The 13,788-nt window shown below is 63.7% G+C and carries 15 protein-coding genes; 6 read left to right on the forward strand and 9 right to left on the reverse strand.

Annotation, left to right across the window (positions count from 1 at the left end):
• Nucleotides 1-4: 4 nt before the first annotated feature.
• From NLM31_RS42845 to NLM31_RS42855, 3 genes are all read right to left on the reverse strand, one after another.
• Nucleotides 5-349, reverse strand: coding sequence for an SRPBCC domain-containing protein (locus NLM31_RS42845; protein ID WP_254135159.1), 345 nt, complete (start codon nt 347-349; stop codon nt 5-7).
• Complete coding sequence (locus NLM31_RS42850) at nt 349-801, reverse strand: helix-turn-helix transcriptional regulator (protein ID WP_254135160.1); 453 nt, start codon at nt 799-801, stop codon at nt 349-351. The genes NLM31_RS42845 and NLM31_RS42850 overlap by 1 nt, the downstream gene beginning before the upstream one ends.
• Nucleotides 802-904: 103 nt before the next feature.
• Nucleotides 905-1,879, reverse strand: coding sequence for a tripartite tricarboxylate transporter substrate binding protein (locus tag NLM31_RS42855; protein ID WP_254135161.1), 975 nt, complete (start codon nt 1,877-1,879; stop codon nt 905-907).
• 146 nt (nt 1,880-2,025) lie between these two features.
• Here NLM31_RS42855 and NLM31_RS42860 point away from each other — a divergent pair, with 146 nt between their 5' ends.
• Nucleotides 2,026-2,436: a VOC family protein gene (locus NLM31_RS42860; RefSeq protein ID WP_254135162.1), complete on the forward strand. Its 411-nt coding sequence runs from the start codon at nt 2,026-2,028 to the stop codon at nt 2,434-2,436.
• 72 nt (nt 2,437-2,508) lie between these two features.
• Here NLM31_RS42860 and NLM31_RS42865 read toward each other — a convergent pair whose 3' ends face one another.
• The 3 genes from NLM31_RS42865 to NLM31_RS42875 form a co-directional block, all read right to left on the reverse strand.
• The gene (locus tag NLM31_RS42865) at nt 2,509-3,603 is read right to left on the reverse strand and encodes an HD-GYP domain-containing protein (protein ID WP_254135163.1); all 1,095 of its coding nucleotides are present in this window, start codon (nt 3,601-3,603) and stop codon (nt 2,509-2,511) included.
• 250 nt (nt 3,604-3,853) lie between these two features.
• On the reverse strand, nt 3,854-6,139 hold the full coding sequence (locus NLM31_RS42870; RefSeq protein WP_254196108.1) for a xanthine dehydrogenase family protein molybdopterin-binding subunit: 2,286 nt from the start codon (nt 6,137-6,139) through the stop codon (nt 3,854-3,856).
• The gene (locus tag NLM31_RS42875; protein ID WP_148777577.1) at nt 6,136-6,627 is read right to left on the reverse strand and encodes a (2Fe-2S)-binding protein; all 492 of its coding nucleotides are present in this window, start codon (nt 6,625-6,627) and stop codon (nt 6,136-6,138) included. Before NLM31_RS42875 ends, NLM31_RS42870 begins: the two co-directional genes overlap by 4 nt.
• Before the next feature lie 476 nt (nt 6,628-7,103).
• Between NLM31_RS42875 and NLM31_RS42880 the strand changes: the two genes are divergently transcribed.
• From NLM31_RS42880 to NLM31_RS42895, 4 genes are all read left to right on the forward strand, one after another.
• Entirely contained in the window at nt 7,104-7,868 is a 765-nt protein-coding gene (locus tag NLM31_RS42880; RefSeq protein ID WP_254196109.1) for an alpha/beta fold hydrolase, read from the forward strand.
• A 22-nt stretch (nt 7,869-7,890) separates the two neighbouring features.
• A complete protein-coding gene (locus NLM31_RS42885) occupies nt 7,891-8,232 on the forward strand; it encodes a hypothetical protein (protein WP_254135166.1) in 342 nt (113 codons plus the stop codon).
• Nucleotides 8,233-8,398: 166 nt separating this feature from the next.
• Nucleotides 8,399-9,073: a dienelactone hydrolase family protein gene (locus tag NLM31_RS42890; RefSeq protein WP_254196110.1), complete on the forward strand. Its 675-nt coding sequence runs from the start codon at nt 8,399-8,401 to the stop codon at nt 9,071-9,073.
• Between the two features lie 141 nt (nt 9,074-9,214).
• Nucleotides 9,215-9,697 (forward strand): hypothetical protein, encoded by a 483-nt coding sequence (locus tag NLM31_RS42895; RefSeq protein ID WP_254196111.1) that lies wholly within the window; start codon nt 9,215-9,217, stop codon nt 9,695-9,697.
• Nucleotides 9,698-9,714: 17 nt separating this feature from the next.
• Here NLM31_RS42895 and NLM31_RS42900 read toward each other — a convergent pair whose 3' ends face one another.
• The 3 genes from NLM31_RS42900 to NLM31_RS42910 all read right to left on the reverse strand — a co-directional run bounded on the left by NLM31_RS42900 (nt 9,715) and on the right by NLM31_RS42910 (nt 11,840).
• Nucleotides 9,715-10,452, reverse strand: a complete 738-nt coding sequence (locus tag NLM31_RS42900) for a polysaccharide biosynthesis/export family protein (RefSeq protein ID WP_254196112.1) — start codon at nt 10,450-10,452, stop codon at nt 9,715-9,717.
• A 257-nt stretch (nt 10,453-10,709) separates the two neighbouring features.
• On the reverse strand, nt 10,710-11,366 hold the full coding sequence (msrA, locus tag NLM31_RS42905) for a peptide-methionine (S)-S-oxide reductase MsrA (RefSeq protein ID WP_254196113.1): 657 nt from the start codon (nt 11,364-11,366) through the stop codon (nt 10,710-10,712).
• Nucleotides 11,367-11,522: 156 nt separating this feature from the next.
• Nucleotides 11,523-11,840, reverse strand: a complete 318-nt coding sequence (locus NLM31_RS42910; RefSeq protein WP_057754029.1) for a hypothetical protein — start codon at nt 11,838-11,840, stop codon at nt 11,523-11,525.
• 387 nt (nt 11,841-12,227) lie between these two features.
• On the opposite strand from NLM31_RS42910, the gene rpsT reads away from it, so the two are divergent.
• Nucleotides 12,228-12,494, forward strand: a complete 267-nt coding sequence (gene rpsT / locus NLM31_RS42915) for a 30S ribosomal protein S20 (RefSeq protein WP_254135171.1) — start codon at nt 12,228-12,230, stop codon at nt 12,492-12,494.
• Nucleotides 12,495-13,788: the final 1,294 nt, after the last annotated feature.

Genomic DNA, 13,788 nt, shown 5'->3' on the forward strand with positions numbered 1-13,788 from the left:
GGAATCAGGCGACGAAGCTGTCGAGCTTGTCGAAGAACGAGTTCCAGCCGCGCTGATGGTTGTCGCGCGCGGTCTCGTCGAAGAACTGGGCGTGATGAAAGATCATCAGCGTGCCGGCATCATCAGGCTTCAGCGTGATCGTCACCAGCGATTCGCGTTCCGGCGTCGAATGCCAGGCCCAGGTGAAGACCAGCCGCTCGTTCGGCACGACCTCGCGATAAAGGCCACCCGCCTCGAAATACTCGCCGTCCTCGCGCGTGAACGAGATGCGGTAGCGGCCACCGGAGCGAACATCCAGGTCGGCCTTCAACGTCGCCGGCTTCATGTTCGGCGGCCCGAACCATTGCACTAGCTGCGCGGCTTGCGTCCAGGCGGCGAAGACCTTTTCCGGCCGCGCGCGGAGCCGGCGCGTGAGTGTGAGGCTTGGACCTTCGGTTGCGCGTTCGGCGGCGTTGGCGGCTGCGTTGACCATGGTTTGTCCTCCACAAAGGCGGCAAGGCGGTCGAAACTCTCGGACCAGAATTGCGCATAGCGATTGAGCCAGTTCATCGCCTGCTCCATCGGCTGCGCGGTAAGCCGGCAGGAAACGGTGCGCCCGGTCTTCTCGCGCACGATCAGGCCCGCATCCGTCAGCACGTCGAGATGCTTCATGATCGCCGGCAGCGAGACCGGGAACGGCGCGGCCAGTTCGCTCACCGACAGGCTGTCCTTCTCGCCGAGACGCGCCAGCAGCGCGCGCCGTGTCGGATCGGACAATGCCGCAAAGGTGCGATCGAGCGTCTCGTCTTTATACTTAACCATACGGTTTAGTATAGACGCGAACGCCATCCCGTCAAGCGGGAACCACGCAGGAAAAAAGCCCCGCCTTGCGGCGGGGCTCCATCTCCAATCATGCGCGAAATTGCTACTCGACCTTGAGGCCGGCGAACTCGACGACCTTCTTCCACTTCGCGGTCTCGGCCTCGATCTCCTGGCCGAACGCTTCGGGCGTCAGCACCAGCGGATCGCCGCCGAGCTCGACCAGGCGCTTGGTCATGTCGGGCTCCTTCATGAGCGTGTTGATCTCGTTGTTGAGCTTGGCGATCATGTCCTTGGGCATGTTCTTCGGCGCACCCATGCCGAACAGCGCGCTCGCCTCGTAGTCCTTCACCGTCTCGCCGATCGCGGGCACGTCCGGCAGCTGCGGCGAGCGCTGCGCCGTGGTGACGCCGAGCGCACGAAGCGAGCCCGAGCGGATGTGCTGGATGATCGAGGGCATGTTGTCGAAGATCACCTGCACCTGGCCGCCGAGCATGTCGGTGATCGCCGGCGCCGCGCCGCGATAGGGCACGTGCTGCATCTTGCAGCCGGTCATCGCCATGAACATTTCGCCGGACAGATGCACCGAGGTGCCGTTGCCGGAGGAAGCCATGTTCACCTTGCCGGGGTTGGCTTTCACGTATTCGATGAACTCGGCGACGGTCTTGGCCGGCACGTCCTTGTTGACGGTCATCACGTTCGGCACGCGCTGGAACGCGGCGATCGGCGCGATGTCGCGGACGAAGTTGAACTTGAGATTGGCGTAGAGCGTGGCGTTGATGTAGTTCGCCGGATTGACCAGCAGGACGGTGTAGCCGTCGGGCTCGGCATTCACGACGGATTCGGTGCCGATATTGTTGCCGGCGCCCGGCTTGTTCTCGATCACGAATTGCTGGCCGAGCCGCTCCGACAGCCGCTGGCCGATCAAGCGCGCCAGGATGTCGGTGGCGCCGCCCGGCGGATAGCCGACCACGAACTTCACCGGCCGCGACGGATAGTCGGCGGCGAAAGCTTTCGACAGCGGGCTGGCTACAAAAGGCGTGGCTGCGAGCAGGCCCAGCGCGTTACGGCGAGTGATCATCTCAAGGGTTCTCCCAAGTGTTGTTCTTAGAAAGGGGTGTTGTTCTTAAAAAGGGCGTTGTTCTTGATAGCGGCGTCAGCGGCGTTGTAACAAAGCCCGCCTGCTGCGGAAAGTGCGCAAGCCCCATGGCGACGAAAGGATAAGGCATGCCGGTCAAGGTTGAGGCCCTCGATCACCTCGTGATCAACGTCGCCGACGTCGCAGTGACCTCGGAGTGGTATCGCAAGATCCTCGGCATGGAAGTCAAGGTGTTCGACCCCGGCGGCGGCAAAGCGCCGCGGACGTCGCTTCAGTTTGGTCAACAGAAGATCAACGTCAGGCCGCGCGACGCCGACAAGGTGGAGTGGTTCACCGCCGACCACCAGACCGCCGGCAGCGAGGATCTGTGCTTCCTCACCTCCGCCACGCCAGACGAGGTCGTGGCGCATTTGAAGGCGCATGGCGTCGCGATCGAGGAAGGCCCGGTCCCCAAGCAGGGCGCCCGCGGCACGCTGCACTCGGTCTATTGCCGGGATCCGGATGGCAGCCTGATCGAGATTTCGTCGTACGAGGATTGAGGGTCGGCAGAGTCATACGGCGCGCTAAGGGCGCGCCTTCCCACCCTTGCTACGGCAGCGGAGAATGCCGCGTCAGAACGATCCCAGCGCCACCGGCCGGAACGCCTGCAGCAGCTGCTGATCGAGCTTGCCGCCCATGCCTTCCATCATCGTGAAGGCGCGCGAATGGGTGAACGGCATGCGATAGGCGCGCTTCTCCACCAGGGCTGCGTAGATGTCGACGATGGTCGTCAGCCGCACGATGTCGCTGATCTGGTTCGACGACAGATTGTTCGGATAACCGGAGCCATCGAGGAATTCGTGGTGATGCAGCACGACATCGAGCATCTCGGGCGGGAAGCCGCCTTGCGCTGCGAGCGCGTCATAGCCGCGGCGCGGATGCTCGCGCACCTCGGCCATCTCCTCGTCGGTGAGCTTGCCGGGCTTGTCGAGCAGGTTGGAGGGAACGAAGGCCTTGCCGACATCGTGCAGCAAGGCGGCACGGGTCAGCCGGCGCTGGTCGTCCTCGCGCATGCCGAGATGCTGCGCAAAGGACACCGCAAAGCCGGTGACGAACAGGCAGTGGCGATAGCTGCCGACGTGATGGCAGCCGACGGTGGTGAGCCATTCGCGCAGCGACGAGTGCTTGATCGCTTTCAGGATCTTGCTCTCGGCAGCGATGACGTCGTCGAACGTCAGGGGCACGCCGAGCGGCAGCTTCTCGAACATCTTCTTCAGCACCGCATGCGCCGCCTCGACGCCGCGGTTGAGCGTCTTGCCGCGATCGGTCGCGTCATAGGTCGCCGTATCGGGGAATGCGGCGCGGATGCGCTGCAGGATCGCCTCCGCCTGCAGCGGCCGCGAGATGGTGTCGGTGGCGCCGAGCGCCCAGGCCTGCATGGTGCCGTGGTGCAGGGCATCGGCCAGTACGAACAAGCGCGGCATCGAACGATAGCCTTCGGCGCGCAGCTTGTTGCGCACCCGCTGCACGCTTTCGGGCGAGCGCAGGTTGATGTCGACCACGAGGCCGGAGAGATCGCGCGACGGTTGCTCGGGGATGTCCTGCGTCGTCACCGTCGAGACGTCGCCGACCGCCTTCAGGATGCTGGCGAGCTCGGTGCTCGCATCGCTCCGGTCGGAGGCGAGCAGAAGCCGGCGTTTGGCGGCGGATTTGGCTGGCGCGTTCATGGCTTCCCCAAAAGCACGGGAGTGTCTTTGGCGTCAGCCTAAGCCGGATCAGGTTCTCCGGCCCTTAAGAGGCGTGCTCAACGGAACCTGCCGGAATTGCACGCAATTTTACGGATCGCAGTCCCGCCGGAACGCGAAAACAACCCCATGCACCGTAGAACGGCCATTGAAAATACTGGCTTTTTGACAACAAAAAATCCGCCGGAGGTGGCCCTCCGGCGGATCATTCTTCCCGGCAGTGAAGCCAGCCTTACGCCTTCATCGCTCCCTTCACGGCTTCCGCCGTGATCGGCAGCGCCCGGACGCGGGCGCCTGAGGCGTTGAAGATGGCGTTGCCGATGGCGGGCGCGACCACCGTCACCGCCGGCTCACCGACGCCGGTCGCCTTCTCGCCGTTCGCGATCACGGCGACCGCGACCTCAGGCATCTGGCTCATGCGAAGCGGCGTGTAGCCATCGAAGTTGGTCTGTTCGATGCCACCGTCCTTCAGCGTCGCCTTCTCGTACATCGCCAGCGACAGGCCCCACAGCGCCGCGCCCTCGACCTGGGCACGGATGTTGTCGGGATGCACTTGCGTGCCGACATCGGTTGCGACCGTGAGCTTCTTCACGGTCACGTCACCCGAGGGCGCGACGGCGACATGCGCGACACAAGCGGTCCAGCTTGCGGTCGCACGTTCCTGCGACGACACGCAGGCGACGCCCATGCCTTCTCCCTTGGGGAGTTTCTTGGTGCCGTAGCCGGCGAGGCCCATCGCGGCGAGCAGCGTGTTGCGCAGCCGCTGCGCGCCGCCGTCGTTCTTGCCGGCGCCGTCGAGCAGCGAGATGCGGAATTGCGCCGGATCCTTGCCGGTCGCAGCCGCGATCTCGTCGATCATGCTTTCGACCGCCCAGAAGGTCCAACCCGGCGCCACCGAGCGGAGCTGGCCTGACGGGGTGGCGTTGTGCGCCATCTCGTTCTTGATCGCGCGCACATTGTGGTTCGGCACGGTGTAGAAGAAGTCCGAGCCGTTCACCGTGAACGCGTCGAGCGGGCCCTTCTTGTCGACCGAGGGCGACAGAAAGTCGGGGATGCCCCAACGCTGGGTCGGCCAGGCCGAGACCACGTCGTGGCTGAGCGCGACGAGCTTGCCGTCGCCATCCACGCCAGCTTTCACTTTCTGGTAGGTAAGCGGACGCGAGAAATCCATCGTCATGTCATTCTCGCGCGTGTAGATCACCTTCACCGGCTTGCCTACGGCCTTGGCCGCCTGCACGGCCGGCACCATCATGTCGGCGTCCAGCCTGCGGCCAAAACCGCCGCCGAGCCACATCTGGTGCATCACCACGAACTTCGGATCGATCCCGGCGGCGCCGGCCGCAATCGCGCCGGAGCGCGTCGCGAACTGGTTGCCGGAATAGATGTGCAGGATGTCGCCCTTGAACTCCGCGGTGGCGTTCATCGGCTCCATCGGCGCGTGGATGTTGATGCTGGTGGTGTACTCCGCCTCCAGCACCTTCGCCGCCGTGCCGAGGGCTGCTCCGACATCGCCGTCCTTGACGAAGAACTGGCCGGAGTCATCGAGCTTCTGAAGCCGCTTGGCCTCCTCGAGCAGCGACTCGCTCGACGCTTTCGCATTCGGACCGCCGTCATAACTGACCTTCAACGCCGCCGCCGCCTTCTTGGCGTTGGCGTAGGTGTTGGCGACCGCAACCACCCAGCCGGTCGTGGTCTGGGTCTTGTCGTCGAGGGTGACGACCTTGATGAAGCCCGGCACCTTCTTCGCAGCGGAATCGTCGACCGATTTCACCGTGGCGCCATAGCGCACCGGCGGCGTCACCACCGCGCCATAGGCCATACCCGGAATCATCACGTCGATGCCGTACTTGGCCGTGCCGTTGGTCTTCGAGGGGATGTCGAGCTGCGGCACCGACACGCCGATCATCGTGTATTGATCCGGCGTCTTCAGCTTGATCGCCTTGAGCTCATCGGGCGTGAAGGTTTTGGTCGCCTTGCCGCTCTTGACGACATCGGCGAACGACATCTGCTTCTTCGACTTCGCATGCACGATCATGGAATCGCGCACCGTGAGCTCGCCTGCCGGCACGCCCATCGACGCGGCAGCACCTTCGGTCAACGCCATGCGTCCGGCCGCACCCGCCCGGCTCATCGCGTCGAAATTCATCATGGTCGACCAGCTGCCGCCGGTGATCTGCGCACCGAGGACCGGGTCGTTGAACTTCGGATCGTTGGAGGCGAGGTTGACCCGCATGTCGCTCCACTTCGCGCCCAGCTCCTCGCAGACGATCTGCGCCATGGTGGAGGCGATGTGCTGTCCCATGTCGGCCTTGCCGCAGGTCACGGTGACGAGACCGTCGGGCGAGATCGCGTACCAGACGCTCGGCTCGAAATTGGCGGGCGCTGCTGCGAGCGCTTCACCAATGCCGGGCACGCCGGCATAGCCGAGCACGAGGCCGGTGGCGGCGGTGCCGACCAGGAATGAACGACGGCCGAGATCAGTCGTTTCAGGGGTGACGTTCTTCACGTGCTGATTCATGTGGGCCTCCGCTCGTTGCCGGCGGCGGATGCGGTGCGCATCTCGGTGGCGGCGCGCATGATTGCCTTCTGAATCCGCGAATAGGTCATGCAACGGCAGAGATTGCCGTCCATATGGGCCACGACCTCTTCCTTGGTCGGATTCGCGTTCTTCGCCAGCAGCGAAGCCGCCTGCATGATCTGCCCGGACTGGCAGTAGCCGCATTGCGGCACCTGCTCGGCAACCCACGCCTTCTGCAGGGGATGATCACCCTTGGCGGAAAGGCCTTCGATGGTGGTGATCTTCTTGCCGGCGACGTCGCCGACCATGGTCTGGCACGACCGCACGGCTTCGCCGTTGACGTGCACGGTGCAGGCACCGCACAGGCCGGCACCGCAGCCGAATTTCGTGCCGGTCATCTGCAACTGTTCGCGGATGGCCCAAAGGAGCGGCGTGTCGTTTGCCGCATCCACGGACATACTCCGCCCGTTGATCGTGAGCGTTGGCATAGGCGTCTTCCCCTGCCGGTGCAATGAAGCCGCTTACGGCGGCAACTTGAGTAGCGGACGCCCACCGGGCCGGCGGCCGCCTTGCGCGCAAGAATGATCGCGTTCCCGCGTTGTGGCAAATGCAATTTGGAATCGATCGAAACTATCTCGGCATCCGCTTGTTGTGCGTTGCGATAGCAGCGCTGATGTTAGCGACTGAACGCAACAAGCAGCGCCTTCAGGCAGTTTCTTCGAAGTAACTTGGCGCGCTAAAGTGCAGCCGCAGGTGCGGACGCTCCTTCTCCCCTTGCGGGAGAAGGTGGCGCGAAGCGCCGGATGAGGGGTATTTCTCCGCGCATTCGAATGAATGAGAATTGGACTCGCGGAGAGATACCCCTCACCCGGCTCGCCGCTACGCGGCGATCCACCCTCTCCCGCAAGGGGCGAGGGTGCACCGGTGTCGTGGTTAGAATGAAGAACAAGAAAGGGCGGAAGCAATGCCAAGGATCGATCGGGACGGCGTCGGCATCTATTATGAAGTGCATGGCGACGGGCCGCCGCTGCTGCTCACCCACGGCTACTCCTCGACCTCGGCGATGTGGCATGGACAGGTCGATGCACTTTCGAAAGACCACAAGCTCGTGCTGTGGGACATGCGCGGCCATGGCCAATCCGACTACCCTGACGATCCCAAAGCCTACAGCGAAGCGCTCACCATCGGCGACATGGCGGCGATCCTCGACGCGGTCGGCGCCAGGCGCGCCATCATCGGCGGGCTGTCGCTCGGCGGCTACATGTCGCTGGCGTTCTACCGCGCCCACCCGCAAGCCGCACGCGCGCTGCTGATCATCGACACCGGCCCGGGCTTCAAGAAGGACGACGCGCGCGAGGCCTGGAATGCGCGTGCGCTCGCCACCGCCGACAAGCTCGATCGCGAAGGGCTCGACATGCTGAAATCGGCAACGCGCGAGCGCGCCACCGCCAGCCATCGCAACGCCAAGGGCCTGGCGCTGGCCGCGCGCGGCATGCTGACCCAGCGCGATGCGGCGGTGATGGAATTGTTGCCGAACATAAACGTGCCGTCGCTGATCGTGGTCGGCGCCGACGACACACCTTTCCTGGCGGCGTCCGACTACATGGCGGCCAAGATCCCGGGTGCACAAAAGGTCGTGATCCCCGCGGCCGGACACGCCGTCAACATCGATCAGCCCAAGGCTTTTGTTGACGCCGTGGTGCCTTTCCTGAAGAACTTGCCGGGATAGCGGTCATACGGGGATCAGTACCATGAAGCGGGCAATCTTGGCTGCAGGCGCAGCGCTTCTCTCGATGGCCGCGTCGGTGCAGGCCGAGCCGTTCGGCACGGTGCCGTCGCGCCGTCCCTTCGTCGACACCTTGTCGAACAATACGCCTTTGGCGTTCGGAATGGACGCGGAGCAGACCGCGCGCGTGCTCGGACAGCCCTTGCAATACGTCAAAGGGCGCCCCGGCAATGAGATCTATCTCGCGCTTCGCGATATCGGCGGCAGCGGATTGATCCCCTACCGCCACCGCCTGTTCCTGCAATTCCGTCATGGACGGCTGGCCGGATGGAAAGAGGATTACGGCGAGAACTGGATGTGGGAGTAGCTCGTTATCCTCATGGTGAGGAGGCGCATCAGCGCCGTCTCGAACCATGAAGGCCCGGCTCTCACATCTCGGCCTCTATCCTTCGAGACGCGCTCCGTTGGAGCGCTCCTCAGGATGAGGAACAGAAAGCTGAATTTCGGATCGACAAACAAGAAGGACAACCCGCGTGGGACAAGACATCAAACTGACGGCCTCCGACAATTTCCAGCTCGGCGCCTATCGCGCTGATCCTGCCAGCGCGCCGAAGGGCGCGGTGGTGGTGATCCAGGAGATTTTCGGCGTCAATCATCACATCCGTTCGGTCTGCGACCGTCTCGCAGGCGAAGGCTATGTCGCGATCGCGCCGTCGATCTTCGATCGCACCACGCCGGGCTTCCAGTCCGGCTATACGCCCGATGAGATCGCGGAGGCGCGCAAATTCGTCGCCAATCCCGACTGGGACGCGATGCTGCGCGACACCCAGGCCGCGATCGATGCGGTGAAGAATGTCGGCCCGGTCGGCATCATCGGTTTCTGCCTCGGCGGCAGCATCGCCTTCGTCGCGGCGACGCGGCTCACCGGCCTGAAGGCCGCGATCGGCTATTATGGCGGCGCCGTCGTGCGCTTTGCCGACGAGAAACCGAAGGTGCCGACGCAGCTGCATTTCGGCGAGAAGGACGCCGGCATTCCGCTGACCGATGTCGAGACCGTCAAGACGAAGCGGCCTGATGTCGAGGTCTTCATCTACCCCGGCGCGCAACACGGTTTCCATTGCGACGAGCGGCCGAGCTACGACAAGGCCAGCTCCGAGATCGCCTGGCCGCGCAGCCTCGACTTCTTCGCGAAGCATCTGACGAAATAGCGCGCAGCTCTCTCCGCCGTCGTTCCGGGACGCGCCGTCAGGCGCGCGCCCGGAATGACGCGGAACGGAAATCGGGTGGCTGCGTCACGGCGCGCGGCGATAGAGCTGGCTGATCAAGCCAGTTCACGCCGGGAGAGCGTCATGCAGCAGGCCAATACGAACCTCGTCATCCGCAATCCGTTCGGCACCATGGACGTGCCGGCGCCGGGCGACGCCGAAGTCATGCACTACGCCCTATCAGCCTCGCTGGCCGGCGATGCCGCCGACAGCAATGCCGCGCATTGGGCGTCCGCTTCCGCAATCAGCGACCCGCTCGACGGCATCTGGTCGAGCCGCTGGAACGGCGGCGCCGATCCGACCATCGCCGGCGATACGCCGGAGACCTGGAAGCAGGGCCGCGCCGAGGTCCGCGTCGCAGGCGAACGGATCTATCTGCGGTTCGATTGGGACGGCGGCCGACGGCACGGACTGATCGATGCCGTGCGCGAGAGCGGCAATGGCCTGATCGGGAAATACATCAACCTGACCAATCCCGCGATCATGCGGCCATGGGTCGGGCTGGTGGTCGATGCCGCGCGCATCGACGGATGTTTTCCGAACGGGCGGCTCGATTTCAGGCGCTGAACGATGCGGGAAGAGAGCTAGAACCAGCGCTCGCCGACAAACACGGTGTCCCCGGGGCTGACGGGCGTGCCGAGCGGCACGACAGCGCGCATGGAGCCGCCGCCTTCCGTATGCGTGACGGTGACCACGTCGCGCTTGGCGCGCGGCGAGAAACCGCCGGCGATGGCGACGGCGCTCTCGACCGTCATGTTCGGGACGTAGGGGTATTGTCCGGGCGCTGCGACTTCGCCGAGGATGAAGAACGGGCGGTAGGACTCGATCTCCACGGCGACCGACGGCTCGCGGATGTAGCCGTTGCGCAGGCGCGCGGCGATTTCACCGGCAAGCCCCGCGGTGGTGCGGCCACGCGCGGGCACCGCGCCGATCAGCGGCATGGTGATGGAGCCACCGGCATCGATGGCGTAGCTGTTGGTGAGACCTTCCTGGCCATAGACCACGACGCGCAGCTTGTCGCCGGCATCGAGGTGATAGGAGGCGTCGTAGCGGACGGGCGCGGCCACCATCGGCGCGGCATAGGCGACCGGCACGGGGCCTGGACCCGACGCAAAGGAATTGCTGAGCGCGGCAATGGCGCCGCCGCCGTCGTTGGCAACAACGACCGGCTGAGCGCTGTAGGGCTGGCCATAGGCCATGGCGTCGAGATCGGGACGGGGCTGCACCATCGCGACGGGACCGGCGGTCTGCATGCAGCCGCCCAGGGCCAGCGCGGCGGACGCTGCCAAGATCGACCATCGAAACGCGCGTGCAACCGGCACCGGACCATCCCTCGGAACGAGACAGCTCCAGTGATGCACCGGTTATGGTTAATAAAGGGTTGAGGGGGTTGGTTGTGACGGTCGCACCCTCCCCTGGAGGGGGAGGGTCGATCGCGCGCAGCGCGAGCGGGGTGGGGTGATCTCTCCACTCGGGCAGTGTTCTTCGCGGAGAGACTGTCACCCCACCCCGCTGTGCATTCCGCTCCGCTTCATGCTCAGCGACCCTCCCCCTCCAGGGGAGGGTAAGAAAGCCGCACCTACGCGCTCACGCCCACACCGATCGGGCACGCGACGCCGGTGCCGCCGAGGCCGCAATAGCCGGCGGGGTTCTTCGCCAGATATTGCTGATGATAGTCCTCGGCGAAATAGAACGGGCCTGCCGGCGCGATCTCGGTGGTGATGGCACCGAGACCCTTTGCAGCAAGTGCCTTCTGATAGAGCGCCTTCGACGCGTCGGCGGCTTTCTTCTGCGCATCGGAATACGTGTAGATCGCGCTTCTGTACTGCGTGCCGACATCGTTGCCCTGACGCATGCCCTGCGTCGGGTTGTGGTTCTCCCAGAACGTCTTCAGGAGCTTCTCGTAAGAGATCTTCTTCGGATCGAACACGACCAGCACCACTTCGGTGTGGCCGGTGCGTCCCGAGCAGGTCTCTTCATAAGTCGGGTTCGGCGTGTGACCGCCGGCATAGCCGACGGCGGTCGCGTGGATGCCGTCGCCGAGCTCCCAGAATTTGCGCTCGGCGCCCCAGAAGCAGCCGAGCCCGAACACGGCCTGCTCGAGGCCTGCGGGATAAGGCGGCGCGAGCTTCGCGCCGTTGACGAAATGGATGGTCGCGGTCGGAATCGGTTGCGCGCGGCCGGGCAGCGCGTCAGCTGCGCTCGGCAGTGCGGTGGTCTTGCGCATGAACAGCATGATCGGATCTCCGAAAAAACGAGCTGTCGCGCGCCCGAGCCAGGTGCTCAGGCGGCGTGCTCGCGATCGAGTGGGAATATAGGTCTTTACGCAGCGAGCAGCAGTCTTGTTACGCCCGCGCCCGGTGCGATGCTCAGTCGCGGCGGGAATTGAAGATCAATCCCGGGAATAGCCGATCAGCGGCTTGCGCGGGCGGAACAGGATCATCAGGAGAATGCCGAGGAGGCCGAGCACGGCGAAAACCGGCTGGTCCAGCACCAGGCGGATCACCGAGGTCCAGAGCCAGGGTGCCTTGGCCTCGACCCAGGTTCGGAAGGCGGACTGGCTGGCCTGGTTGATGTCGTTCCAGAACTGGCCGAACCGGGTGAAGCGCAGGGTCTGGTCGGCCACCCAGCGGGCGCCGTCATAGACCATGAAGAAGAACCCACCGGCGAGCAGCAACAGCCCAATCAGTCGGAAAAAGCCGCGGATCATGCCTCACCCTTTATGGTCGCCCGATCGGATGACCCCCACAAACGCCGTCAGCCAATAGCCGGGAGACGGCAGAAATTCAACCTCATCAGGGCGTTACGGCCCCTCTTGGAGCGCTCCCGGGCCTGCTTTTCCAGCCCCTAAAGCGTTGACGGTGCCCAAGACCCCCTCTATAAGGGCGCCAACTGGCGGTGGGCGCAATCCTGCCGCCGCTGTTCTTTGAGCAGTTGCAGGCTCTTTTGAGCCTCAGAGATGGCCGCAAGGCTTATCGCTCATGTTCCGGGAACGGCCAGCAACCGAACACCCTAAATCCGAGCGTCGATTCCGCGGTCAAGCTGCCGGCGCTACCCGACCAAGACGCGACCGGTACCCGCAAAGGACATTGAGACCATGGCCAACACCACCTCCGCCAAGAAAGCGACGCGCAAGATCGCCCGCCGCACCGCCGTCAACAAGTCGCGCCGCACCCAGATGCGCGGTGCCGTGCGTCACGTCGAGGAGGCCATCGCAACCGGCGATCGCGCCGCCGCCGTCAAGGCGCTGGCTACCGCCGAGCCCGCGCTGATGCGCGCCGCCCAGCGCAACATCATTCACAAGAACAACGCCAGCCGCAAAGTCTCGCGCCTCACCGCGCAGATCGCCAAGCTCGCCAAGTAATCTCGGCAGCTGAGTTCGCGACGCAACTTCGTCGCCGCGATCCGATCGTCTCACCCGATCGGCTGAAGCAACCGAACATCGCGCTTTCAATCAGCCCGGCTCACGCCGGGCTTTTTGTTGCCTGTCACAATTCCCGCTTGCGGTCGTTGGGCGACCAATCTCTCGTTGGAAGACTTTTGTCGCGAGCGCCAGGCTCGCGCTCCGTAATCTTACCTGTCGGTGTTTTGCAACAGCGGAAACTTTCACTGCGGTGCAAAAAACCCCTGCGGGGCGGGGCTAAGTTGCATTCTCTCGTACGAAAGTTCTGCACACCGTAGATTCACCGGAACAGGTTTCGCTCCGGGGTTACCCTGCGAAACGAGACTCAAAAAACGATGTCTCGCTAATCACTTATCGACATAGCGCCGCCAAGCATTTGGAAAATTCGTGCGCGCGGTGCGTGCGTGACGCTTTTGTAAAAATTTTTTGGCGGTAGGGGAGTCATTGTCACATGACGTCCCGCATTTTCGAATCTGTGCACGAATCCAAAAACTTGGTCTCAAGCCTGTGAACAACTCTTGCGCGGCGTTAACGCTGGTCAAGATTTTTAACGCCTCAAGTGTGAATCAATTTCGTTGCGAGTCTTTCCGCTTGGTGTATTCCTTAAGTCGTTCGCGGCGCCCACGATCTTGAGACCAGCGCGGTTTTAGAAACGGGGCGAGCGTGCAAATCGGCGGCGGTGTGCACGTAGGCGACGCTTCAACAAGCGATTGTCGGATCAACACCCACAGCAATGTGGGAACGGTAGCTCTTTGTCTGAATGTCTCCAAGCGGGATTTTTCTCAATCCCGCTCGCGCCAGGCGCAAACGAGGGACGTCATGAAGCTACACCGACACGCGTGATGGCGAAGCCGAGCGGACGAACAGTGCAGACGGGCAGGACAGCGGCGACCTCAGTCGCAGTTGTCTACTAGGACACGCAGGACCTTGCCGTGAGCAATCACGGCAGGACGGGGAGGCTACCATGTCTTACGGACTCAACGCGGTATTGAAATCAATTTCCATTTCCAACGATGCCGTCCTGGATTCCTCGGACATCCAGCCTCCCGCGTGCGACGGGGCGCCGAGTACGCGCTGACCTCGCGAACACGCCATCTCTGACATCGCTGATCTGACCGCGGCGCTCGCGCCGAACGGCAGAGCTATGCCCGACGATGGACTCGCTTGAGGTCGCGTCATTGCAGAAACCCTGATGGCAGGAACTCTGCATGGCGTTCACAACGCAACCTTATCTCTCAAGAAAAGTTCTCAAATG

This window comes from Bradyrhizobium sp. CCGUVB4N (assembly GCF_024199945.1).
Lineage (GTDB): Bacteria > Pseudomonadota > Alphaproteobacteria > Rhizobiales > Xanthobacteraceae > Bradyrhizobium.

Excerpts from the sequence above, each read along its gene's own strand:
- rpsT (WP_254135171.1), top strand. The coding sequence starts at position 12,228 with ATGGCCAACACCACCTCCGCCAAGAAAGCGACGCGCAAGATCGCCCGC.
- NLM31_RS42860 (WP_254135162.1), top strand. The coding sequence starts at position 2,026 with ATGCCGGTCAAGGTTGAGGCCCTCGATCACCTCGTGATCAACGTCGCC.
- NLM31_RS42870 (WP_254196108.1), bottom strand. The coding sequence starts at position 6,139 with ATGAATCAGCACGTGAAGAACGTCACCCCTGAAACGACTGATCTCGGC.
- NLM31_RS42855 (WP_254135161.1), bottom strand. The coding sequence starts at position 1,879 with ATGATCACTCGCCGTAACGCGCTGGGCCTGCTCGCAGCCACGCCTTTT.
- NLM31_RS42850 (WP_254135160.1), bottom strand. The coding sequence starts at position 801 with ATGGTTAAGTATAAAGACGAGACGCTCGATCGCACCTTTGCGGCATTG.
- NLM31_RS42875 (WP_148777577.1), bottom strand. The coding sequence starts at position 6,627 with ATGCCAACGCTCACGATCAACGGGCGGAGTATGTCCGTGGATGCGGCA.
- msrA (WP_254196113.1), bottom strand. The coding sequence starts at position 11,366 with ATGCTGTTCATGCGCAAGACCACCGCACTGCCGAGCGCAGCTGACGCG.
- NLM31_RS42865 (WP_254135163.1), bottom strand. The coding sequence starts at position 3,603 with ATGAACGCGCCAGCCAAATCCGCCGCCAAACGCCGGCTTCTGCTCGCC.
- NLM31_RS42910 (WP_057754029.1), bottom strand. The coding sequence starts at position 11,840 with ATGATCCGCGGCTTTTTCCGACTGATTGGGCTGTTGCTGCTCGCCGGT.
- NLM31_RS42885 (WP_254135166.1), top strand. The coding sequence starts at position 7,891 with ATGAAGCGGGCAATCTTGGCTGCAGGCGCAGCGCTTCTCTCGATGGCC.
- NLM31_RS42895 (WP_254196111.1), top strand. The coding sequence starts at position 9,215 with ATGCAGCAGGCCAATACGAACCTCGTCATCCGCAATCCGTTCGGCACC.
- NLM31_RS42880 (WP_254196109.1), top strand. The coding sequence starts at position 7,104 with ATGCCAAGGATCGATCGGGACGGCGTCGGCATCTATTATGAAGTGCAT.